Raw genomic sequence first — 23,621 nt, 5'->3', positions numbered from 1 at the left:
CACCCTATCAGTATAACTATCGAGTCGCCAAATCGCTATGCAATTTACAAATAGCCACTTTTTTAATCAAAAGTAAAAAAATACTGCACAAATGGGGATTTATTTAGGTAATTGATCAATTTTCAATCTAACTGAGTCCCCCTAGACGTTGAATTTATTTCAAAAGTATTAATTACTTAAATTGAGCACATATACATTCCAAAATCAAAACTCGCAATCTGGGGATCAATTGGCTTCTAGCCCTTAATTAAAAGGGGTCATAGTATTTCAAGATCTAGGTCGCGCAACGCCATGAAATTACGAACCTATTAATTTCTTCAAAAAAAATACGTCAATAACTGTCTTAACGGACGTTGATTACTTATCACTGGATTTCATAATTTACTTACATTTTGTCATCAACTTAGAACAGTAGATTTAATGCTCGCTGAACCACTCTCTGGGTCTAAAAAAGGCAATTATTGAAGATAAGCGCTGTCCCAAAGATGGATATGGGAAAAGCTAGGGATCGGTACTGCGTAGTTTTAGCACGGAACTTTTCTCCGTATATTCACCCAATGTCAGCCCCAAAATACCCCAACATTTCACAGCCCCTGGAGGTAGGAAATGTCGGGGGTGAAGTCTATGAGTCTGTGGGACTCAATATTGGGCTGTGGGACTCAATATACATTGGCTAAATACCCCTGGGCCTGGGATAGGTCGGTGTGGAGCGGTTATAGGCTGGGCTCGTGAAACGGATCACGGCATCCATCAGCTGGGGGACAAACTGATGAACCCATAGGGCCAAATGACTCTGCCAACCAATGGTAATTTCGACATTGCGGGACTTGAGTCCCGTCATCAGCCCTTGAGCCACTTGTTCCGTACTTAGAGGCACCAAACCACGGAACAAGTTAAACTCCCGAACCATATCGGTGTCTGTGAGGGAGGGCAGCAGGGTAACCACGCGCACATCATAGGGGGCCAACTCATGGCGCAGGGCCTGGGTAAAGCCAACAACAGCAAACTTAGTAGCCGAATAGGTGGCCATGGTGGGGGCCGCAACTTTACCCATCAGGCTAGAAACATTGACAATGATGCCCCGGCGACGGGAGGCCATGCGCCGCCCTACTAGCCAGGTGACGGTATATAGTCCCATTAAATTAGTGGAGATTTCGGCGCGCGCCTGCCCCAGGTTGCTTTGTAGAAAGTTTGACTGGGAAGCAATGCCAGCGCAGTTGACGAGGAGATCAAACGGGCCATAGTCGTTCCAAGCTTGGGCCACAACAATATTGACCGCTTTGGCTTCGGTCAGGTCCACAGATAAGGGAATGGCTTGGGCTCCATAGGCCCGAATTTCTGTTGCCACTTCCTTTAGTTTTGGTAGGTTACGAGCAATGAGCAATATATAGCTAGCGCCTTGTTTTGCTAATTCAATGGCGATTGCTCGGCCAATACCACGTGAGGCTCCGGTGACCAGAGCCGTCTTTCCTTTCATATCCATGTAAAAAATCTCCAAAGATACCTGGAACCAGGCCCAATCTAAACAGCAGATAGGAACCAGGGTTGTACTGATGTCAGAATATTTTCTTGGGGGTGGGAACCTAGGAAAAATCGCTACGCTTGCTGAAATCCTCTAGGTGAAAATCGTTACTGATCATTGATTTGAGACAATTTTCAATCTATTAATGAGTTGTTGTAACAACAGTCATAATCTTGCTCCAAATCAGCGACGGGACATTGAATTGCCAATTAGACATGATGCATGGGTGATCGTTTCAAACTGCATCACAAACAATTCATGAACAACGCCATCTTAGCAATTGGAAACATAAGCTGCAACATTTATTTAAGAAGAGCATGACATTGGGGAAAATATGAGAGAGGTTTAATGGCCAAATACATTACAGGCAAATGATTTTGCCGATCAGAAAATTTATTTAAAAGGATTTATGGGAGCGTGAGGGCCTTTTTTCTCATAAATCGGTTAATTATGGGGTGTTCTGGCAGGTTATGGATTCAGGTAATATCGATCAAACCCCCTTCTGGCAATCAATTAGCTCATTCTGAGAACTCTCATATATCTGCTTGGGTAATAGGGTAGGGAAATACCCTTGGTATGGAAAGAGGATAGATAAATGGGTAATAGCGCGGAGATGTAATATCCACTGATGTCGAACTGATGAGAAAACATTATTTGCAATTAAAAATGCGAACAATATTTGCAATCGCAATGGGGTGAGGGAGATCACTGATACCTGGAAAGGTAAGCTCTGATACATCCCATGAAATCCTAATTCGTCCCCTCGAATTTCTACCATGCCTTTTACCATTAGCCACGCTGCTGCCATCATCCCCTTCAACCGTCGTCCCTTCATCCTGTCCGCTCTCATCACCGGCAGCATGAGCCCAGACTTTCTCTACTTCATCCCTGGCATTCCCAACCAGGCCATCACCCATACCCTGCCGGGTCTCTTGATCTTTTGCCTGCCCGCTAGTCTGGCGGTCCTCCTCCTCTACCACCATTGGCTCCAGCAACCCCTCCAATCTCTTCTGCCTAGGTCCATTCGCCTTCGCCTACCGGGCCACTCGTTCAACCCTAGCTGGCCTTGGATCGTGGTCTCCATTCTCATCGGTGCCTTTACCCACATCTTTTGGGATAGTTTCACCCATAGCTATGGGCAAGGGGTGAAACTACTACCTATTTTGGAACAGCCAGTCATTACAGTAGCCGGTGAGACTCTCCTATTTTATAAACTGTTGCAATATCTCAGCACTATTCTGGGGGGTCTAGTTGTTATCGTTTGGGCTGCACAATGGCTCTGGCAACAACCCCCTCAGGAGACACCAATGGTCACCGAGAGATCCAACCCCTTGCTGCTGGTTTTAATAACAATTTCCTCTAGCCTCTTGGGTCTCGTCTATGGGTTGTTGTATTACCCTGTGGGCGGGTTCAAAGGTTTTGCTGTGCAAGCGGTCATTGTGACTATGAGTGGATTCTGTGGACTTCTGGGGCTTTACGCCGTGGCCTGGCATGTCCACCATAGGAGATAAGTTCAGTCCACCGTCGACCGATGCCAAAGACTCGGCAATAAAAGACCCAGTAAACATAGCAATATCTGGTGCCATTGCTACGTTTACTGGGTAGATACATCTGGAAAATAATGATCCAAAAGATCTATCTGGCCTGAAATTTAATAGTCCACTTTGGGACTGGATAGAACCCATACCGACTTGCTTGGCTATACAAGGTAAAGACTTTCCATAAAATGCGATAATGAACACGATGACAGTAAAAATTGTCAATCTAGTTCATATTACTTAACCGGTATTCCCAATGCTAAAGCGACTGACGGCCCTGATGTTTGTATTTGCCACAATGTTTGGCCTACAGGCCTGTAGCGGTTCAGCTCCTGTAAGTTTGCTGGACTATGCTAATACCTTTCAGGGCTATCAATTTAGCTACCCCACCGGCTGGATCGAGGTGAATGTATCGGAAGGACCGGATGTGGTTTTTCATGACATTATTAACCCCACGGAAAATGTCAGTGTGGTGGTAAGTCCGGTGGCGGAGGGTAAAACCCTGGAAGAGTTAGGTGGCCCCACGGAAGTGGGCTATAAGCTATCCAAAAGTATTACGGAAATGGCTGGTGGCAGTCGTGATGTGGAACTGGTGAGCGCCCAAAATATTGAGACAGCGGAGGGTAAGACCTATTACATTCTGGAGTATCTGACCAAGACATCGGCTGGGGCCCGACATAACCTAGCCAGCGCCATCGTGCGTCGTGGTCAACTCTTTACCTACAATGCTTCTGTACCAGAAACCAGCTGGAAGCGACTGAAGGCTTCCCTGACTCGCTCCGTTGCTTCGTTCTCGGTGTATTAGGGTTTATTAGGCTTAGGTTTATTAGGTTTACACGTTATCCCCCGTCATCCCATGGTCGCTGCTCCCCAGTTTGTATTGGCGTCGGCTTCCCCCGGTCGGCGACAGCTGTTGCTCAATGCTGGGGTGCAGCCGTTTGTGTCCCCCAGTCAGTTTGATGAAGACCAAATCACCCTCAAGGAGCCGGATGCCCTAGTGCAAGCCCTGTCTTTGGGTAAAGCTGAGGCGGTAGCGCCCCTATTCCCCAATGGGCTGGTGTTGGGGTGTGACTCGGTGTTGGCGTTTAAGGGGGTCATTTATGGCAAACCGGAAACGCCAGAGGCCGCCGTGCAGCGATGGTGCCAGATGCGGGGCCAGGTGGGGGAATTGTTTACGGGCCATACGTTAATTGCACCCCAGGCGATTAAAACCCTGACTCGCTGCCAGGTGACTAAGGTGCATTTTGGTTGGGTTAGCGATCGCGAAATTGAAGACTATGTGGCCACGGGCGAACCGATGAACTGCGCCGGGGCCTTTACCATTGATGGCAAGGGCGGCTTTTTTATTGAGAAACTGGAGGGCTGCCACACCAATGTGATTGGCCTCAGTATGCCGATGCTGCGAGATATGCTAGAGGAGCTAGGATATCGAGTCACCGATTTTTGGCAAAAGGTATGACTGCATGGGTTAAGGACATCAGATCGGGCGATTGATGTCTAAACTCACAAGCGATAACTTGGACTATATGATGGCGGCCCCGGAATCATCCCTACCCCTGTATGGTCTGGTAGCCAAAATGAAAGGCTAGAGACATTGCAAATAATGAAGGCGTTAGCGGCCATAGCAGAGGAAAAGCGTTAAGCCCTTTCCCTCAATTGCCAGCGCAGCAGCAGGGAATTCAGCACGACCGCCATGGAGCTAAAGGCCATGAAGCCTCCGGCAAAGCCAGGGCTGAGGGCAATGCCAAACCGGGGCAGCAACACGCCCGCCGCTAGGGGAATGCACACCAGGTTATAGCCAAAGGCCCAGGCCAGATTCTGACGAATTTTGTTGAAGGTGCTGCGGCTTAGCTCGAGGGCGGCTAAGACATCGGTAAGGTCATCGCGCATCAGCACAATGTCGGCGGTTTCCATCGCGATGTCGGTACCGGAATGCATGGCTAGGCCAATGTCGGCTTGGGCTAAGGCGGGGGCATCGTTAATGCCGTCGCCGACAAAACCGACACAGTGGCCTTGGTGCTGCAGTTTTTCAATGGCGCTGACCTTGTCCGCTGGGGTCATGCCTCCAGCAGAGACTTCAATGCCTAATTCCAGGGCCAGCCGCTGGGCCACTTCGGGACGATCACCGCTCAAGAGCTGCACCTGTAAGTTTTTCGCCTTGAGCTGCTGGATCACAGGGATGGCTTCGTCACGGGGACGATCGGCAATGGCGATCAGGCCCACGAGCTGCTGGTTAACCGCCACATAGACAGGGGTGCGTCCCTGGCGGCTAAAGGTGTTGACTGCATCCTTGGCCCGATCGGTGGGGATGTGGGCCTGGGCTAACCAAGCTTCATTACCAAGATGCAGAGTTTGGCTCTCTAGCTGGGCCACCACCCCGAGACCTGGCGTGGTAGCGCTATCGGTCACGTCGGTGAGGGTGAGCTGTCTCTGGTTGGCTTCGGTCAGAATGGCTGCCGCCAGGGGGTGACGGGTGCCCTTTTCCACACTGGCGGCTAGGCGGAGCACATCGTCGGGGGTGAGACTGGGGTCATAGCTGTGGCAATGGGTCACCCGTGGCTGGCCCGTGGTCAAGGTACCGGTTTTATCAAACACCACCGTATCTAGGCGATGGGCGGTTTCCAGCACATCCCCGCCCCGGACTAACAGACCGCGCTGAGCGCCAATGCCGGACCCGACTAATATGGCCATGGGGGTGGCCAGGCCCAATGCACAGGGACAGGAAATAACTACCACGGCAATGGCTAATTTGAGGCTGACCAGCAGTCGGGAGGTGTCGATCGTCTGGTACATCAGCTGATCCATCAGCTGGTGGGCCTGGTGGCCATGGTGAGGATTAATGGCTATCTGGACCGCCTCGGGCCACAGGGTCACCCCGGCCCCATACCAAAACAAAAAAGTGACTAGGGCCAGGGCCAAAATGGTGTAGGTAAAGTAGCCGGATAAGGTGTCCGCCAGCCTTTGAATCGGGGCTTTGCGGGTTTGGGCCGACTCCACCAGGGTAATCATTTGGGCGAGGGTACTGTCGGCTCCGGTGCGGTTGACCTGGATGACGATGGCCCCGGACTGGTTCAGGGTGCCGCCAATCACCCGATCCCCCACTTGCTTGGTGACGGGCAGGGACTCTCCGGTGACCAAGGCTTCGTCCAGGGTGGTTTGGCCGGCTTCAATCTGGCCATCCACCGGAATTTTGTCGCCCGGTAACACCTGGAGTCGATCGCCCACCTGCACCTGGGCAAGGGGAATCACCATGGTTTGACCGGGGGCGGTGACTAGCTGGGCAGTGCCTGGCTGAAGAGCAATCAGCCCCCGCAGGGCTTCGGTGGCTCGGAAACGGGCGCGTTCTTCTAGGGTGCGACCCAGAAGGATAAAGCTGAGCAGCATCACCGGCTCATCAAAAAAGCACTCCCAGCCTAGGTTGGGCATGACGAGGGCCACCACACTGGCGGCATAGGCACTTAATGCGCCGATGCTGACGAGGGTGTTCATATTGGGGCGGCCTCGCCGGGCACCGGTCCAACCGTCTTGCAAAATCCCTCGGGCGGGGCCAACCAGGGTGAGGGTGGCGAGGACAAAGTGAAACCAAAGACCACTGAGAATGGGTATGGTGATGCCGCCCCCATGATGCAGGTGGCCAATGATGGAAAAGCCTAGGAGAAGGATTGCGATCGCAACCCTCCTCCCCTGCCCCTGCTGCGCCACCACCTGCTGTGCAGACCAACCATCCACCCCATCCGCCTGCCGGAGCTGGCTAGGAAACCCTGCCTCAGTCAACACCGCCGCCAGATGCTCCGGCTCGACCCGTTCCGCCTGGTACTGCACCGCAGCGGCGGCGGTGACCAAATTCACGGTGGCCACCGCCACCCCATCACACTGGCGCAGTTGGGTTTCCACCGCCTGCACACAACCCGCACACATCATCCCCTCCACATTGAACACGGCAACGGCCAGGGACTCAGGGGTAACGGCAGACGGGGGTAGCGGTAACACCGTCGAAGACATAGGCAAACAGGATCTAATCTCGGGTAATAGCTTGAGCCTAACGCCGATCGAAGGGGTTTGCGCCAGCGCCCATAAAAATTTTCACAGGGTTTAGGGACATTGCCTGCAACGTCCCTAAACCCTGTCGATCTCTACGGGTTTGCATCTACGGGGTTTGCACTTGTTCCAACTGGGAAGAGGCCAGCCGATCCATCCACCCCAGCAAAAACTCCCGATTGGCCGCCACCGCCTCAGGATCAGTAGCCCCGGCCCCACCGGGCAACAGGCCAATCAACGCCGCATTGGTCACACAGAACATGGACCGCTGAAAGCTGGCACAGATTTTCACCCGCACATCCCCCAACCCCCGCTCAGTTTTGAGATAGTGGGCCTCAAGATAGTCTGGCAGATGGCGAAACATATCCTGCATCAATAGGGTGGGAGGAATGCCGCTACCCCCAACGGGTAAGGGATCAGCGTATAGGGCACCGTAGGCAAACCGGCTATTGTCCGGGGAAATTTGCTGGGCCTGGGCGTTATAGGAAACGGTCCCCAGGAATGGAGCACCCCGGAAGAAGATGGACTCCACATAGGGAATGGCCGTATCAGGCAAAAAGGTCAAACCGGCCGAGGCGGGTAGCAGATCGTAGGTTTTCCCACCGATGTCCACGCTGTAGGTAATAGGTCGGGCCGCATCAGCCACCAGGCCATCCTTAACGTGGTCAACAATCTGGATAATATGCTCAATTTCCCCGCGCAGATAGCGATCGGTCAAGGAGGTAAAAATGTCGCTCATCACCCGCCAAAACTGGCCTAAACCGCTGTAGTAGGAAAGCTGGCGAATCTGCTCGATCAGAAACTCGGGAAAGGCGCGATGGAGGATTTGGATCACAGGGTTGAACTTGAATTTGGCTGCGATCGCAGCCTGACAATTCTGCCGAAATTCATCTGTATCCAAGTAAGCATCCAAACCACCACCACCGTGCCACATCATGGCCTTCATGGTGTACTCGGCATACTCATAGTTAATCCGGTCGTGGCAAAAATGCTGCCACATTCTGGTCGGATTAATCTCCCCATCAAAGTATTTGAACAAGGGAAACAGGTTCAAAAACTGATGATCAGCAATGTGAATCAGATTAATGGAATAGCGATTGAGCACGACGCCATAGCTATCCAAGGCTCCCATCACCTCCAGCACATTGTCCGGCGTATCTGGCAACAGAGTGCCACCGGCCAACAGACGATCCACATAGTGGGCAAAGGGATGAATATTCTTCAACTGAGCAGGTATCGTTTGGTTCATAAGGCACAATCCCCGTTAGCACAGGTCACGATATCGACGGAAGCATCAGCCAGATCTAGGGGCGCATCGAGCAATTGCGAAGTCCGATAGGCCGGATGCCGATCCCGATCCAGTTTGACCGGCATCGCATCATACATAGCCGTAGTGGTGGGTTCAATCCAGCGAGTTATCCAGCTGGGACTAAGGCCAAACACAAACAACAACAACACTAACAACAACGCCGGGGCCCGGTCCCGCCAGGTCACCACCGGCAAAACAGGATCTTGGACCGCCGTCGGGGATGCGGTCACCGCCAACCGACCGAAAAAGGCCCGGTTTACCAACAGCAAAAAGTACACCGCCGTGAGACCAGAACCAATTAGACACAACAGGGTTTGGGGGGCGAAGCTGACAAAGCTACCGCGATAGACAATAAACTCAGAAATAAAGCCCACCATCCCGGGTATGCCTGCACTGGCCATGACGGCCAACACCATCGCACTACCAATGATGGGCAGGCCCCGCTCTGGATTTAATAAACCGCGCAATAGGGTCAAATCACGGGTGCCGGTCTTTTTGTAAACCACCCCCACCAACAGGAACAGCAGGGCCGAGATAAAGCCGTGGCTCAACATCTGAAAAACGGCCCCCACATAACTCAGGGGGTTAGCCGCCGCCGCCGCCAGCAGCACATAGCCCATGTGCCCCACCGAGCTATAGGCCACCATTTTTTTCATATCGGTTTGGGCAATGGCAGCCAGGGAGCCATAGAGCACACTAACCACAGCCCACCAGGCTAAATAGGGGGCTAAATCCACCCACACTTCAGAAAACGTACAGACACCGAACCGAAACAGACCGTAGGTGCCCAGCTTCAGGAGCACCCCGGCCAACAGCACAGAAATCGGTGTAGAGGCCTGTACGTGGGCATCGGGCAGCCACGTATGGAGCGGAAACAGAGGAATTTTGATGCCAAAGCCAATCAGCAAGGCGGCCAACAAAACCGCCTGTTGGATCCAAGGTAGACCGTTGGCCATGGTGGCACTGTAGTCAAAACTGTTGGCCCCACTGAGCCAAACCAGCCCCAAAAACGACGCCAGAATCAAAATCCCAGACAGGGCCGTATAAATTAGAAATTTAGTAGCGGCGTAGCCTCGCTGAGGACCACCCCAAATCGCAATTAAGAGATATAGAGGAATCAGCTCCAGCTCATAAAAGATAAAGAAGAGCAACAGGTTTTGGGCGACAAACGCCCCCGCCACGGCAAAAGTAATGATCAACAACAGGAAGTAATAGAGCCTGGGTCGTTGAACATCCGCATCACTGGCATACACCGCCACCAGGGATAGCAAACTATTGATCATCAGCAACGGCAGGGATAGGCCATCAATGCCCAGCTCATACCCCAACCCCAAGGTTTCCAACCAGGGCACCGACTCTCGAAACTGCAGCCCAGTCACCGACAAATCAAACTGGCTCAGCAGATATAGACTGGCCACCAAATTGACCACCAAAAAGCCAATACTGACACTTCTCGCCTGTTGACTGGTCAACTTAGTGGGCCAACAAACAACCGCCAGCGACCCCAGTAATGGAATGAATAACAGCGCACTTAGCATCATTTTCTCCTCACCACATGGCCCACGTCATCGCAAAGGCCAGTACAGTCACCCCCACTACAATCGTGAAGATATACCCTTGGGACTGGCCAGAAACACTATATTTCAAACCTTCTCCACCCATTAGGGAGGCCATTCCTACCAGGTTGACAGCCCCATCTACCACATAGCGATCAAACCAACTCACGAGCCGAGAGCCTTGCCTGACGAGAAACACCACCGTGACTCGGTAAAATTGCTCGGTGTAGAAATCATTCGATAACAGATCCTGTAGCAGGCGCAGATTGCGATTAGTGGAGCGCGACAGGGCACGGTTTAGGGGAATCGTGCCACCGACTAGCCAACCCACCAGCCCCGATACCACCAGGGCAGCAAATACCCAAGGATTCCAATAGCGTAGGGGCGGTAGCAGGGCCATGTGCATCATGACAAAAGGCAAGAGCACAACAAACACCGACAATGACATCATCGGGGTGGCCATCAGCCAGTTGGCCTCGGGGGAACGACGGGTCTTGGGGGTGACGTCCCCCAGGAAGACCAGACGGAATACCCTGACTAAATTCACCACCGTCAAGGCATTGACCAATAAGAAAACAACGGCTAAAAGAGGATGTTCCCGCCGCAGAAAGTCAATGCCGAGCTGGAGTGCCCAAAAGCCGCCCAAGGGCAATAACCCCACCATGCCCGCACCACCGACAACATAGGCAATGGTGGTAGCGGGCATACGGGACCAGATTCCCCCTAACTCGGTCATGTCTTGACAACTAGTGTTGTTGATAATGGCCCCAAAGCTCATAAACAAAAGAGCTTTAGCCACCGCATGGGTAAACAACAGCCCAATAGCCACACCGGGCCATTGGGCCCCCACGGCGATAAACACCATGCCGAGGTAGGCACTGGTGGAGTAAGACATGCTGCGCTTGAGGTCCACCTGTGCGATCGCAACCAAAGAAGCCCCAATCGCCGTCACCGTACCAATGCCAATCAACACATTTAGGGCAATGGGGGACAGCACTACAATCGGCTGCAGCTTAATCAGCACATAGGCCCCACAGGTGACCACCACCGAATTCCTCAAAATAGAAGCCGGACTGGGGCCTTCCATCGCCTCATCCAGCCACAGGTGGAGCGGAAACTGGGCACATTTCCCCGTTGGTCCTGCAATCAAAGCTAAACCCAGCAACGTGGCTGTCAGGGGAGTTAAATTTGCCTCCTTCACCCATTCGTACATCTCGTTGTAGTGAAGATCTCCTGCCCAACTAGCAAGGCCCAACACCCCCATCAGCATCAAAAGATCCCCCACCCGCTTGGTCAAAAACGCATCCCGAGCCGCTTTAACCACCAAGGGCTGGGCATACCAGAAGCCCACAAGCAGAAAGGTAGATAGGGTGAGCATCTCCAACAAGAAGTACGCCAAAAAGAAGGAACCACTCAGCAAAACACCACTCACAGCCCCTTCAAAGAACCCCAGAAGAGAGAAAAATCGAGCCATGGCCCACTCCTTCTCCATATAGCCCAGAGCATACATCTGAGCCATTAGGGTCAACCCTGTGGAAAGCTCCAGAGCCCCTAAGTTTAGAACCGACAAATCCAGGTCAAAACTCAGGGCCATGTCGGCCACTTGCAACCATGGCAAATGCAGCTCAACTGACCCCTCATTCCAAATCCCCATAAACACAAGCGTGCCATGAACGAAGGCCAGGAAGGTCATAAATATGTTGATGTAGACCGCTGGCCTTGGCCCCGTCCGCTGCACCATTCCCGTAGACCACGGCAAAGAAAGAAGTACCCCCAAAAACCCGTAAATCGGGATCAGCCAACTCAACTCAATCAGAGACTGCATCATGCCAACAAAGAGCCCACCGGCAACCTATAAACACCCTAAAGAGGGATCAAGCCAATCCACACCCGCCCAAACCACCAGCCCCGTAGATCAAAAACCCTCAGAAAACTGACCCAAAGGCATCCATCAGATCAGGCCCAACTTTCTACAACGCGAGAATAATCGTAAATACACACACGCCAAGAAGCTTAAGCCCAGACCCAATCTTAATTAACCAGCTAAAGATAAATATCTACAGCTAATTTTAAGATTCCATATCTTTCGTCAATGGTACCTGATGAGCACCCCCTGAAGAGAGATTCTCCTAATTCATCGGCATCGCCTATGCTCGACAAATTCACCCTGATCTGCATACTGACCGATCCAACGGATATGCCCGGGGGAAATGCACCCATCATCCAACCACACCCCAATATCAGATTAAGCCGCCCTCGACCCAAGACGGCCCAGATTCAGCCATAAACCTCCACCCAAAACTTAATCGTTTACCTTTCGCAGCAAATGATCATCAGCATTGATAATGCTTAACATTAGAAACAATCATTGAGACTTATATTGTCAAACTGCTAACCCCCTCGTATTCTGAAATGTAGTCATGGAGTTATTGCAGACTAAAGGTTTGCAAGATAGGTCTCGGTGTGTGAAGGAATTCGAAAAAAATTCTTAACACCCTAAGCCGGGACACAGATGCTTAAACGAAAGCTGTTTTATCTAGGAGATTTGCGACAATGCCGATTGCCGTAGGAATGATTGAGACTCGGGGTTTTCCCGCCGTTGTAGAAGCTGCTGACGCGATGGTCAAAGCCGCCCGCGTAACCCTAGTTGGCTACGAAAAGATCGGGAGTGGCCGGGTGACCGTGATCGTGCGTGGTGACGTATCTGAGGTTCAAGCATCAGTGGCCGCTGGGATTGAGTGTGCGAAACGAGTCAACGGTGGCGAAGTGCTATCCACCCACATCATCGCTCGTCCCCACGAGAACCTGGAGTTTGTACTGCCCATCCGCTACACCGAAGCAGTCGAACAGTTTCGAAGCTAGGTCTGTAGCCTCAATTTTTCAGTAAAAAGCATACCAAGGTAAAAATCAATGGCAATTGCAGTAGGAATGGTTGAAACTCTGGGCTTCCCAGCGGTAGTTGAAGCGGCTGACGCCATGGTCAAAGCCGCCCGTGTCACCCTAGTTGGTTACGAAAAAATTGGTAGTGGTCGTGTGACCGTTATCGTCCGTGGCGATGTATCGGAAGTTCAGGCATCGGTAGCCGCTGGTGTGGAGAACGTCAAGCGAGTTAACGGTGGTCAGACCCTGTCCACCCACATCATTGCTCGTCCCCACGAAAACCTAGAGTTTGTCCTACCTATCCGCTACACCGAAGCTGTTGAGCAGTTTCGTGAAAGCGTTAGTGGTATTCGCCCCTATGGCAGATAGGGCATGCGCCTAGGTAAGGTTCGCGGCACGGTTGTTAGCACCTGCAAAGAGCCGAGCTTAATGGGCGTAAAGTTCTTACTGGTTCAGTTTGTCAGTGAGGATGGAAGTCTACTTCCTGACTATGAGGTGGCAGCCGATGTCGTGGGGGCCGGACCTGGAGAATGGGTCCTGGTCACCCGGGGCAGCGCTGCTCGTCAGCATAGCGGCTATGAGCAAAGACCCGTGGATGCTGCGATCGTTGCCATTGTCGACACCGTTAGTCTGGATTCTGGCTCGCTCTACGACAAGCGTGATGATTTTAGTTAATAGCTTTCTCTGAAGGATATGGGGCCAATGGTTCATCAAGCCATGGCAACATCCCCTGCCCAATATCAATCAATGGCTAAGCCATCGATTGAGCCTACAGCCTTCGTTCATTCGTTTTCCCAGGTTGTAGGTAATGTCTATATTGGAGCCGAGGTATCGATTGCCCCCGGCACCTCAATTCGGGCAGATGAGGGGTTGCCCTTTTATATAAGTAGTCATTGCGATATTCAAGACGGTGTTGTCATCCATGGTCTTGGACACGGTTGTGTCCAGGGTGACAATGGCCAGTCCTATGCTGTTTGGCTATCTCCCAATGTCACCCTGACCCACAAAGTATTAATTCACGGCCCTGCCTATTTGGGTGAGGGCAGTTTTGTTGGTTTTAGGTCAACAATCTTTAATGCTCGTTTGGGGGACGGTGCCATCGTGATGATGCATGCCCTAGTGCAGGATGTGGAAGTCCCTCCGGGCCGATGCGTTCCTTCTGGAGCTGTCATTACTACCCAAGCCCAGGCTGATGCCTTGCCCAAGGTAACGGAAGCCGATCTATCCCTGGTTCAAGATATTGTAGAGCCCCATATTCGTGAGCGTTCCCACAGTTCTCAAGTGGGAGCCACTGATCAAGCCACTGATCAAGCTTTAAAGAGACAGCTCAAATATCCCGATGGTGCAGCCAATGCTGTCGCCGTCCAATCCGCCCGCCACTCGGCGAGCAGCCCAAGCACCCCGTACGCCACCGACAATGTTGGTATAGAAACTATGCAAGCACTAGCACCCGAAATTGTTCAACAGGTTCGTCAGTTTTTAGCCCAAGGCTACAAGATTGGCTCAGAATATGCCGACCAGCGCCGCTACCGCAGCGGTGTGTGGCAAACCTGCACCCCCATGCAGTCCAATCGTGAAGGTGACGTGCTGTCATCGTTGGAGCGCTGCATGGCTGAACACCAAGGTAGCTACGTGCGAATTTTTGGCATTGACCCCGTAGGCAAGCGTCGAGTCGGGATGCTGACAGTCCAGCGGCCCGATGGTCAGCCCGTCACTGTGAATAAGAGTGCAGGTGGTGGTGCCTCTGCCCAGGCAACGGCTCCCGCTAGTAACGGTGGCGCTACTGTCGGTGGAGACATTGCTGGTCAGGTACGTGCTTGGCTACGTCAGGGTTTCAAGATTGGCACCGAGCATGCCAATAAGCGTCGCTATCGCAGTGGTGTATGGCAAACCTGCAGCCCCATCCAAGCTACCCGCGAGTCCGAGGCCATGGCCGCTCTGCAGGGTTGTTTAACAGAGCATGCTGGGGAATATGTCCGCATGTTTGGCATTGACCCCGTTGCCAATTCCCGCGTTGCCCCGGTCACCATTCAGCGAGGAGATGGTCAGCCCACCACAATCCAGGCGTCGAACAATGGTGGTGGTGCTCAAGCCACTAGTCAGACTAGTGCAGCCCCTACGGCTAGTGGGGACCTGGGACCTCAAATTCGTTCGATTTTGGCCCAAGGACAAAAGATTGGGATTGAATTTGCTGATCAGCGTCGGTATCGCAGTGGCATATGGCAAAGCGCTGCCGCTATCTCGGCCTCCAATGAGTCAGCTGCCGTAGCCGCTGTCCAGCAGTTCCTGGCGGCAAACGCTAACAATTATGTGCGTATTTTTGGCATTAACGCCCAGACGAAGCAGCGTGGTCAGGCTACCACCATTCAAAAGCCCGGTCAGGCCCCTAGCGCCGCCAGTGCCAGTGCGCAGCCTGCCTCCTACAGCACCAGCAATGCTAGTAGCGGCAGTAATAATAATGCCAGCAGTAATGGGAATAGTGCTTCTGTCAGCTCTGACCTAGCGCAGCAAGTGACGCAGCTGGTGAATCAGGGCTATCGTGTCAGCACTGAATATGCTGATAAGCGTCGCTATAGCAGTGGTGCCTGGCAAACGGGTCCTGCCATTAATGGCAGCCGTCCTTCGGAGGTGATTGCGGCCCTCAAAGCTCAGTTAGCGGAGCATTCTGGCCACTATGTGCGCTTGGTCGGCATTGACCCTCGGGCCAAGTGTCGGGTGGTGGAAACTACGATTCAGCGGCCATAGTCTAGTCGTCACTAACCTCAAGTTTTTGAGGCCGTCGCGATGGAACCCTCGCCTCTACATTTTGTGAGTCATACCCATTACTATCGCGGCGGTGACGTTGTTGTGGATGAGTCAGCGGCCATCGCTCCTGGGGTGGTGTTTAGGGCTGCGCCCAAGGCATCGATTCGGGTGGGGCCGGGTGTATGTGTGGGGGCCGGGGTGGTGATTCAGGCTAAGCAGGGCTGCATTTTTATTGAAGCTGGGGCCAGTGTGGGTACAGGGGTGCTGATTGTGGGCCAGGGGCATGTGGGCAAAGACGCTTGCGTGGGGCCATCGAGCACGTTGATTAATCCTGCGATCGCAGCCAACACAATCATCCCCCCCTGCTCTCTAGTAGAAGCCCAAACTCCCAGTGGGGGGACAACCGCTGCAAAACCCCATAGCAATGGAGATTCTAGCTTCCAGCCTTCGGGTTTTCAGGCAACTGGCTTTAAATCTGCTAATTCCCAAAGCGCTGGCTACCAAAACATCGGCTTCCAAAGCGCTGGCTCTCAAAGCACTGGCTTTCAGGCTGGCAATCCAAATCCTGTGCCCTCCATGCCCATACCTCCGAGGACAGCACCAACGGTTCAACCCCAGGCCGTAGCCCCAAAGGCGGTGCACATCCCCAACATAGATCCCGTGGTCTCTTCACCCAACGGGGCAGAAAACCCTGGCGGGGCCATGACCCAACCCAATAAATATGTCTACGGTCGTGACCAAGTCAATAATCTGCTATCAGCCCTATTTCCCCATAGACAGCCCTTAAATGGTGGGGAAAATAATAATGGGGACAACAAGGTTCAATATCGGGAAGACTCTTAGCATAGGTATAGTTAACAGTCCGTTAGCCGCTAGTTAGCCAAGCGGGATTGACCAGACAATTCTCTGGGTAAAGAGTTATCAAACTACGTCCTAAGGGCAAATAACATAAGACGTTTGATAAACAACTGATAAATAACATCGCTTTTAAAGGACTATTGAGATTTTCCCCTTACAGTATTGATATAAGTCAGCCATAAGCAACAAACCTTCAAGGGCTCACTAACGCTACTTGATATTAACGATGCCAGTAGACTCCTCCGCTCTAGCTAGTTCCACTGAAAAAGCCAGGTCATTACTACGATGGGTACAGGATTCGGCCTTGGGTGTGGTGTCTACGACCAGTTTTCCGGCCATTATTGGCGTCGCCGACGCCATGATCAAGTCTTCGAACGTATACCTGGTAGGTTACGAAAAAACGGGCGGGGGTCAGTGTAGCGCCATTGTGCGGGGCGGCGTCGCCGATGTGCGCATGGCGGTCCATGCGGGGGTGGAAACCGCGAAACAGTTTGGCCAGTTGGTGTCGTCGTCCCTAATTCCTCGGCCCATGGCTGACATGGAAAAGGTGTTGCCCATTTTGCCCCGCATGCATGAGCTGGATGGGGTAGGGGAAACCCACATGAGCAGCGGTGCCATCGGGCTGTTGGAGACTAAAGGATTTCCGGCCATGGTGGGGGCGGCCGATGCCATGACCAAGGCGGCGGAAATAGAGCTGATTTCCCACGAAACCATCGGTGGCGGCCTCTGTACGATTTTGATCCGGGGTTCGCTGTCGAATGTGGCCATTGCGGTGGAAGCGGGCATGCACGAGGCGGAACGCATTGGCGAGCTGAGTGCGGTGATGGTGATTCCTCGTCCGCTGAATGATTTGGAACGGAGCCTACCGAAGGTTAAGCAGACTAAGACCGAGAAGCCGAAGAAGGTACAGCTACCGCTGAAACTAGAAGAACGTCAGAAGGAATTAATGCCTGCCCAGGCTCCACCTGTGGAAGTGGAAAAACAAAAGCAGAAGGAGCTAGACTTGCCCGAATTTGAATAGGGGTGAACTAGGGTTAATGTAAGTGACACCGATGGATGGGTCCCGCAGGAGAGTCCCATTCATCGGTGTTTTAAAGTGATCTTTTGGGTACCAACTCAAAGCGGGACGTTTTCCCAAGGATAGTATTCAGAAGTCAGGAATCAGGGCCTCACCGGCTTCTGGCTTCTGCCCCTGATTCCCCACCTAGCCAGGATTTTCCGGTTTAAGTTGATACCTGCTCCTTTAAAGAGCAGCGTAGCCGAAGGTGATATTGAACTCGGCACACCAGATGGCAACGGAACCGTAGTCATTCAGGTTGAGGTCAGTGGGTAAAACATAGCCCTGGGACCCTTCAAAGCTTTTTAGATCGCCGACAACAACGTAATCACTCTCCGCCAGACTAACGGGAACCGTATCCCCTTTGTAGAGTACAACCTCTACATCAGGACCACGGGCGGTGTCAAAGGCTCCATCAAATTCCAGAATGCGCTGGCCGTCTTTCTCTACAATGCGGGCGGTGCCAGTCGTAGCGTGGCTTTGGTCAACGGTGACAAACTGGCCAGAGGTGAGCAATGTTTTGGCAGTGGCCGTTTGGGTAATGCTGGTTTTAGCGGCTAGGGCGTCATCCACAGTAACGGTGTGGGCCATGGGGATCAGCACGGCAGTGAGCATCAAAGCAGTTAGGCCTGCGGAAAGTGGATTTTTCATGACGGGTTCTCCTAGGAAGCGAAGGGATGCGACTTCAATGACTATTACTATCGCGGAAATGCCTGAGGACTAGTTGATGGATTTCTAAGGACTAAGTAAGTGTTATCTGAAAAAGTCTGAGCGGAATGGATGATCTCGATCACAGTGAATAGGTACCGGACCTTCCGGTAGGGAAGACCTACAGGGCATCTGGGGATCAATCCGGGCGGTGCATCTGAGTGGTGCATCGATTAGGAATTATCTATGAATTGTTTGAAGTAAACTTGGTAGCATTCACCCCATTGATTAGGATAGGAGGAATGCCTAGGGCATACTCCAATGGGATGGTTAAATGCCCGGATAGCTGAGGGCAATGGCTACATCGATTATCGTTTCCATTGTTACAAGACATGAAAAAGGCCGTTTATTGGTTGATGGGGGAGCGTGGAGGAAAGGCTACCCTGGCCACATGGAACTGGCTATGGGGAATTTCTGAGGATATTCCTGAGCCAGATCGGGAGGTGGATGAGGATGGGGATGCGATCGCAACCGCCGAAGCATCCTTCAAAGCCATGCAAAAATCCGTCCAACAGCTCGCCGCCGCCACCCAGCAACAATATGCCACCTACCAACAGGCCAAACAGCTCTACCTACGTAAGGTAAAGGCGCTGGAGCGAACTGAACACTCAGCCCTGGATGCCGAAAAAGAGGGCCGCAAACAGGACGCAGAAGCGGCCATCACCTATGCTATGCAACTAGAGCAACTGCTCCCCACCCTAGAAGCCAAGGTCGAGCAGGCCGAAAAGTTTGTCAACGCCTCCCAAGCCAAATTGACCCAGGAACGCGCCCGGCTCGAAAGCTACAAAAGCGACCTGCAAGCCCTCAAAAATTTAACCGAGATCAACGATGCGTTAACCGCCATTGCCGAAACCCACAATGAGGAAGACATGGCTTCGGCCCGAGCCCAGTTTGAAGAAGCGAAAAATTCCGTACAGACCCGTTACCTAGAAACGCGAGCCTACGTAGAACTCTCCGTGAACCCAGGCGATCCATTAGAGGCCGATTTTAATACAGTGGAGCAACAGGCAGAGGTGGCTCGGCGGCTACAAATCCTGAGGGAACGTCAACAGCCCCCTGGGAAAAAGGCTTAAGCTTAGAAATCAGGAGATCCATCATAACTATGGTTATGACAGCTGTAACGATGGGTTTTATACCATAGAGCGATAAAACATCTCGAGATTGTACCGACCTTATCCGGCCTGTACTGACGAAGGAAGGTATTACTTTTAGGTAGCTTTATGGAACAGTACTGGAGGCATTTTTAGTGTCAAATCGTAGAGGTGGTCCTCCGCCAATTGTTTATATTCTGGGTTTTGTGGCAGTCTCCTTCGGCGTTTGGAGCTTAAAGGACAAGCTATTTTCAGGTGTCCCACAACCCCTGTCGATCTTCAAAAATAGCGATGAGCTGGTCATCCTGGGGGACACCTTTAGTGGCTACAGCGTATTTCGCGCACCAGAATTTCAAGATGAACTAGAACAGGCGGGCCTATCTCTGCGCTATGACAACGAATTTGACCAGGCAAAACGGGCGGCCAGTCTGCAGAAAGGCGATGCCGATCTGATCGTCACGACCCTAGATCAGTATCTGAAGCATCAGCCAGCGGGCAAAATTATTGGCCTAGTGGATCGGACGGTGGGAGCCGATGCGGTGGTGCTCAACACCCCTAAATATCCCCGACTAAAGTCTCTCAATGACCTTAGTCAGCTGGTGGCCCAGGGTCAATCCCTGAGTCTGGCCTATGCGGCGGATACCCCCAGTGAGTTTCTGGCCCAGGTACTGGATATTCGCTTTGATGGCTTTAACCTGTCGGATTTCGAACAGCTGAAAGTGGCAGAGGCGTCAGAAGCCTGGCAAGCCATCCAGGACCCCAACCAAACGATTGCCGTCGCGGTCCTGTGGGAACCGTTTGTCAGCCAAGCCCGGGGCCAAGGGTATACGGTGGTACTCTCCAGTAAAGATGCCCCCAATGCCATTTTGGACGTGATAGTGGCCTCAGACCAAGCGATTGCAAAGCAGGAGGAGCAGTTAACAGAGTTGCTATCCACCTACTATCGGCGGATGGACCAATCGGCCCGAGACGATACTCAACTAAAAACTGTCATTCAAACCGATGGGAACCTATCCGTCGCCCAAACCAATGCGGTCATCGAGGGGATTGATTTCTTTACGGCGGTGGAAGCTGGACGCTGGATGGAGGATGGCACCCTGGCTAAACGGATTGATGCCACGGCTGCCATCCTGGTCCTGTCGGGTCAATTGCCCCAGGTGCCCGCTGCCAATGAACTCTACAATAATCAATTTATTGCTGAAGCGGTGGCCAATACCCAATCGTTAATCCAGCTGGTGCAGACGGATGATCCGGAACTGGCTAAGTTTTTGGCGGGAGAGGTGAAGCCTGTTCAGGCTCAAGCAGCCCTCACCCCGGCAGCCATTCAAAGCTCCCAACCGATTGGGGACTTGGAGGTGCGGGGTGAGGTGACGTTTGGTACGGGGTCGGCTGCGATCGCAACCGCAGGCCAACAAACCCTAAACCAGCTCGCCACTGAAATCAACGAATTTAATACCGAAACCATTGCCATTCGTGTCATCGGCCATACCTCTAAAACAGGCAGTGCGGCCATCAACCAAACCCTGAGCCAACAGCGAGCCCAGGCCGTAGTCAACTATTTAAAAAGTCAATCCGTCAATCACAATATCTTGGCCGAGGGCAAAGGCTTTAGCGAACCCCTGACAGGGATAACAGCCAATGACCCCCGTAACCAGCGCACAGAAATTCGGTTGGTGCGGATTAACCAGTAGGCACCAGCCTTAAACACCTACAATTCCAGCCTGATCAAGGCTGAACGGGGTCAGCCCCAGAAAATTTAGCATAGGCATAATCCAGATACTTGGCCAATTGAATATCTCGATCAGAAATATAGTGATCAATATCCCAGGTGGTCAAATAAACATTGAGTGTCCGCCAAATGTTTTCCCAACGAGGATGGTGCAGGGCAATCTCACATCCAGGAGCCACCTGGTTCATAAATCCAATCGCATCTAAAAAACTCTTAAATCGATAACTACGAAATAACTCAGTTCTTACTTTATCGGGGTTCTCCGGTAGAGGGCTCACTACTTTTTTCCAATTAGAAAGAGAAGCACTCAAGGCAACGTTTAGCTTATCTTCTTGAATGGGATCTGGTTTTTCAGGGGGTGCGGTTGGATAAAGTTGGTTGTCATCAACAGCTGGGTTTGTCTTAAGTTGTTTTGGGTTAACCTCAACTCGCAGCTGTTGAAGAATCAGTTGTATATCGTGATCCCAATAGGCATCACGAATATCAACCGCCTGCCGTTGGGTTAACTCCCTAATGGATGTCGGCAATTTATCAGCAGGCGGCAGCTTGGCACCTTTGACCAAAACAGGAAAGAGCTTTTTACCCGAAGTCAACGCCGTTTCAATTTCACGTCGCACCCAGTCGTTCTCTTGATCAATCCGACGCATTCCCCACTCGTCGCTAATCCGCAGCCAATCGGGTCCAATGACGACAATGACAATTTGAGAAAACTGCAACGCATCTTCAAGCTCCTGAGCCCACTGTGTACCCAGGTCAATGGAAGACGTGTCCATAAAAACAATCTCTTCACCCAGGTTCTTAATGATCGAACTGTGTAAACGACCGGCTTCAGCGGCACTGTCTGCCCTACGGTAACTGATAAAAATAGGTTCAGCCATAACTATCCTAGACAACCTTCAGCGCATTCATGGTAGACCCCTTGTATCCGTCATTCTGTGCGATGATAGCTAACTTGCCAGAGTAATCAGATACTCTATTAATGATTTTTATTGGTTGCATTAGCTGCGATGCCTGTTGATACCTGGTTTCCTCTAGCGGTTTATTACGAAGACCTACCAGAGGCCACAGTCCATAAAAAGCAGATGATGGATGCGGCACTACAGCTGGAACAGGATGGCTATGAGCGGCGGGCGTTTCCTGAGATGGCTTGGACGGGGGACCTCCATGGTGTGGAACAAATCCATACTGACCCCCGCTTTGGGTGGATTGTGGGCCAGGTGGAGCGTCATGTTTATGGGTATCTACGGGAGTTGGGGCTGGATTTAGAGCAAGTGGATCTCTACATTCAGCGGGCGTGGCCGGTGATTTCTCGCTATCAACAAGAGGTGGGTAGCCACTGCCATAATACGTCCCACATTAGTGCGGTGTACTATGTGTCGGTGCCGAACTCGGGCAGTGATGAGGCGGGCAGTCTGGTGTTTTTTGATGATATGCGGCCCAATGAGGTCAGTCCTGGGTTGGGCAGTGAGAATACGAATATTATTGTGGATTGGAATGCGCTGAATCAGGATCAGGCGATGTATGTGCCGGTGGAGGGGCGGTTGATTTTGTTTCCGTCGAAGCAGCGCCATGGGGTGACGGTGAATCATACGGAGGGGGAGAGGATTTCGCTGTCGTTTGATATTGTGCTGGCGGCGAAGCCGGGAAGTGCGGCGGGGTCCTATGAGTTTTTACTGCCGCCGCCGGGTCAGTGGCGGCGGTTTGGTGGGCAGGGGTAGATTGGCAAGGCTGGGCAAAAGGACTTTGAGACAAGCCGCCCTTTTCCCAGAACTTGGAGCCACTCTCCGATAAAAATTTCCAGGATTCCTGGCAGCCTGATGCTACACCGAGTATCTTAGGAACGATACCGACCTAATGCCCCCTATGCCGTCAACATCGCGCAGTTTTCTAGCCAGCCCTGAAGGCTTGCAAAAACTAGAAGCCGCAAAAGCTGAACTGAACCTGAGCTTTGCCGCCATTGCAAGGCAGGCGGACGTAGGCACAGATACCGTGAGTCGGTTGTTTCACCCGGAACGGGGGAAGCCGGTCAGTACAGCCAGCCTCGCCGCCATTGCCCAGGTATTGGCAGTGGCGCCAGAAGACATTGCTGCTATTGAAGACAGCGCCAAGGCAGACGGGTTAGCGGCAGCCCAAAAACGAATTCAGGCAGCGATAGACAACAAAGCGACAGAACTGGATTTATCAGAGTTAAAACTCACCACCGTCCCCAAGGAACTTGGACAGCTAACCAGCCTGGTGAAGCTTGACCTCTCCCAAAATCAACTCATCTCTGTTCCCAAAGAACTCGGGCAACTCAACAACCTCACATCCCTTTCCCTCTACCAAAATCAACTCACCTCTGTGCCCAAAGAACTCGGGCAACTCAACAACCTCACATCCCTTTCCCTCTACCAAAATCAACTCACCTCTGTGCCCAAAGAACTCGGGCAACTCAACAACCTCACATCCCTTTCCCTCTACCAAAATCAACTCACCTCTGTGCCCAAAGAACTCGGGCAACTCAACAACCTCACATCCCTTTCCCTCTACCAAAATCAACTCACCTCTGTGCCCAAAGAACTCGGGCAACTCAACAACCTCACATCCCTTT

At 52.2% G+C, this 23,621-nt stretch carries 20 protein-coding genes; 13 read left to right on the top strand and 7 right to left on the bottom strand.

Going from position 1 to position 23,621, the window contains the following annotated elements; translation table 11 throughout:
* Positions 1-673: 673 nt before the first annotated feature.
* Positions 674-1,483, bottom strand: coding sequence for an SDR family NAD(P)-dependent oxidoreductase (locus VB741_RS20290; protein ID WP_323367022.1), 810 nt, complete (start codon positions 1,481-1,483; stop codon positions 674-676).
* Positions 1,484-2,298: 815 nt separating this feature from the next.
* Between VB741_RS20290 and VB741_RS20285 the strand changes: the two genes are divergently transcribed.
* From VB741_RS20285 to VB741_RS20275, 3 genes are all read left to right on the top strand, one after another.
* Positions 2,299-3,033 (top strand): DUF4184 family protein, encoded by a 735-nt coding sequence (locus tag VB741_RS20285; protein WP_323367021.1) that lies wholly within the window; start codon positions 2,299-2,301, stop codon positions 3,031-3,033.
* Between the two features lie 283 nt (positions 3,034-3,316).
* Positions 3,317-3,865: a photosystem II reaction center PsbP gene (gene psbP, locus VB741_RS20280; RefSeq protein WP_323367020.1), complete on the top strand. Its 549-nt coding sequence runs from the start codon at positions 3,317-3,319 to the stop codon at positions 3,863-3,865.
* A 51-nt stretch (positions 3,866-3,916) separates the two neighbouring features.
* The gene (locus tag VB741_RS20275) at positions 3,917-4,519 is read left to right on the top strand and encodes a Maf family protein (RefSeq protein ID WP_323367019.1); all 603 of its coding nucleotides are present in this window, start codon (positions 3,917-3,919) and stop codon (positions 4,517-4,519) included.
* Between the two features lie 179 nt (positions 4,520-4,698).
* Here the strand turns inward: VB741_RS20275 and VB741_RS20270 are convergent, their stop codons facing one another.
* The 4 genes from VB741_RS20270 to VB741_RS20255 all read right to left on the bottom strand — a co-directional run bounded on the left by VB741_RS20270 (position 4,699) and on the right by VB741_RS20255 (position 11,791).
* Entirely contained in the window at positions 4,699-7,062 is a 2,364-nt protein-coding gene (locus VB741_RS20270) for a heavy metal translocating P-type ATPase (RefSeq protein WP_323367018.1), read from the bottom strand.
* Positions 7,063-7,207: 145 nt separating this feature from the next.
* Positions 7,208-8,347: a CO2 hydration protein gene (locus tag VB741_RS20265; protein ID WP_323367017.1), complete on the bottom strand. Its 1,140-nt coding sequence runs from the start codon at positions 8,345-8,347 to the stop codon at positions 7,208-7,210.
* A complete protein-coding gene (locus VB741_RS20260; protein WP_323367045.1) occupies positions 8,344-9,945 on the bottom strand; it encodes an NADH-quinone oxidoreductase subunit M in 1,602 nt (533 codons plus the stop codon). Before VB741_RS20260 ends, VB741_RS20265 begins: the two co-directional genes overlap by 4 nt.
* Before the next feature lie 10 nt (positions 9,946-9,955).
* On the bottom strand, positions 9,956-11,791 hold the full coding sequence (locus tag VB741_RS20255) for an NAD(P)H-quinone oxidoreductase subunit F (RefSeq protein ID WP_323367016.1): 1,836 nt from the start codon (positions 11,789-11,791) through the stop codon (positions 9,956-9,958).
* A 725-nt stretch (positions 11,792-12,516) separates the two neighbouring features.
* Here VB741_RS20255 and VB741_RS20250 point away from each other — a divergent pair.
* The 6 genes from VB741_RS20250 to VB741_RS20225 all read left to right on the top strand — a co-directional run bounded on the left by VB741_RS20250 (position 12,517) and on the right by VB741_RS20225 (position 17,467).
* The gene (locus VB741_RS20250) at positions 12,517-12,825 is read left to right on the top strand and encodes a carbon dioxide-concentrating mechanism protein CcmK (protein ID WP_323367015.1); all 309 of its coding nucleotides are present in this window, start codon (positions 12,517-12,519) and stop codon (positions 12,823-12,825) included.
* A 48-nt stretch (positions 12,826-12,873) separates the two neighbouring features.
* Positions 12,874-13,212, top strand: a complete 339-nt coding sequence (locus VB741_RS20245; RefSeq protein WP_006518195.1) for a carbon dioxide-concentrating mechanism protein CcmK — start codon at positions 12,874-12,876, stop codon at positions 13,210-13,212.
* A gap of 3 nt (positions 13,213-13,215) precedes the next feature.
* The gene (locus tag VB741_RS20240) at positions 13,216-13,518 is read left to right on the top strand and encodes a EutN/CcmL family microcompartment protein (protein WP_323367014.1); all 303 of its coding nucleotides are present in this window, start codon (positions 13,216-13,218) and stop codon (positions 13,516-13,518) included.
* A gap of 42 nt (positions 13,519-13,560) precedes the next feature.
* Positions 13,561-15,588: a ribulose bisphosphate carboxylase small subunit gene (locus VB741_RS20235; RefSeq protein ID WP_323367013.1), complete on the top strand. Its 2,028-nt coding sequence runs from the start codon at positions 13,561-13,563 to the stop codon at positions 15,586-15,588.
* A gap of 39 nt (positions 15,589-15,627) precedes the next feature.
* Positions 15,628-16,431: a hypothetical protein gene (locus VB741_RS20230; RefSeq protein WP_323367012.1), complete on the top strand. Its 804-nt coding sequence runs from the start codon at positions 15,628-15,630 to the stop codon at positions 16,429-16,431.
* Positions 16,432-16,672: 241 nt separating this feature from the next.
* A complete protein-coding gene (locus tag VB741_RS20225) occupies positions 16,673-17,467 on the top strand; it encodes a BMC domain-containing protein (RefSeq protein WP_442786409.1) in 795 nt (264 codons plus the stop codon).
* 222 nt (positions 17,468-17,689) lie between these two features.
* Here the strand turns inward: VB741_RS20225 and VB741_RS20220 are convergent, their stop codons facing one another.
* Positions 17,690-18,154: a DM13 domain-containing protein gene (locus VB741_RS20220; RefSeq protein ID WP_323367010.1), complete on the bottom strand. Its 465-nt coding sequence runs from the start codon at positions 18,152-18,154 to the stop codon at positions 17,690-17,692.
* Positions 18,155-18,543: 389 nt separating this feature from the next.
* Between VB741_RS20220 and VB741_RS20215 the strand changes: the two genes are divergently transcribed.
* Both VB741_RS20215 and VB741_RS20210 read left to right on the top strand, forming a co-directional pair.
* The gene (locus tag VB741_RS20215; protein WP_323367009.1) at positions 18,544-19,284 is read left to right on the top strand and encodes a PspA/IM30 family protein; all 741 of its coding nucleotides are present in this window, start codon (positions 18,544-18,546) and stop codon (positions 19,282-19,284) included.
* Between the two features lie 173 nt (positions 19,285-19,457).
* Complete coding sequence (locus VB741_RS20210) at positions 19,458-20,993, top strand: phosphate ABC transporter substrate-binding/OmpA family protein (RefSeq protein ID WP_323367008.1); 1,536 nt, start codon at positions 19,458-19,460, stop codon at positions 20,991-20,993.
* A gap of 34 nt (positions 20,994-21,027) precedes the next feature.
* On the opposite strand, the gene VB741_RS20205 is transcribed toward VB741_RS20210, so the two are convergent.
* Complete coding sequence (locus tag VB741_RS20205) at positions 21,028-21,909, bottom strand: 4a-hydroxytetrahydrobiopterin dehydratase (protein WP_323367007.1); 882 nt, start codon at positions 21,907-21,909, stop codon at positions 21,028-21,030.
* Between the two features lie 129 nt (positions 21,910-22,038).
* On the opposite strand from VB741_RS20205, the gene VB741_RS20200 reads away from it, so the two are divergent.
* On the top strand, positions 22,039-22,749 hold the full coding sequence (locus VB741_RS20200; RefSeq protein ID WP_323367006.1) for a TIGR02466 family protein: 711 nt from the start codon (positions 22,039-22,041) through the stop codon (positions 22,747-22,749).
* A 145-nt stretch (positions 22,750-22,894) separates the two neighbouring features.
* Positions 22,895-23,621: leucine-rich repeat domain-containing protein (locus VB741_RS20195; RefSeq protein ID WP_323367005.1), on the top strand; the 727-nt coding region annotated here is incomplete at its 3' end.

Source organism: Leptothoe sp. PORK10 BA2 (genome assembly GCF_034932105.1).
In the GTDB taxonomy this organism is placed as follows: Bacteria; Cyanobacteriota; Cyanobacteriia; order Phormidesmidales; family Phormidesmidaceae; genus Leptothoe.
This window is presented reverse-complemented; position numbering and strand designations above follow the sequence as displayed.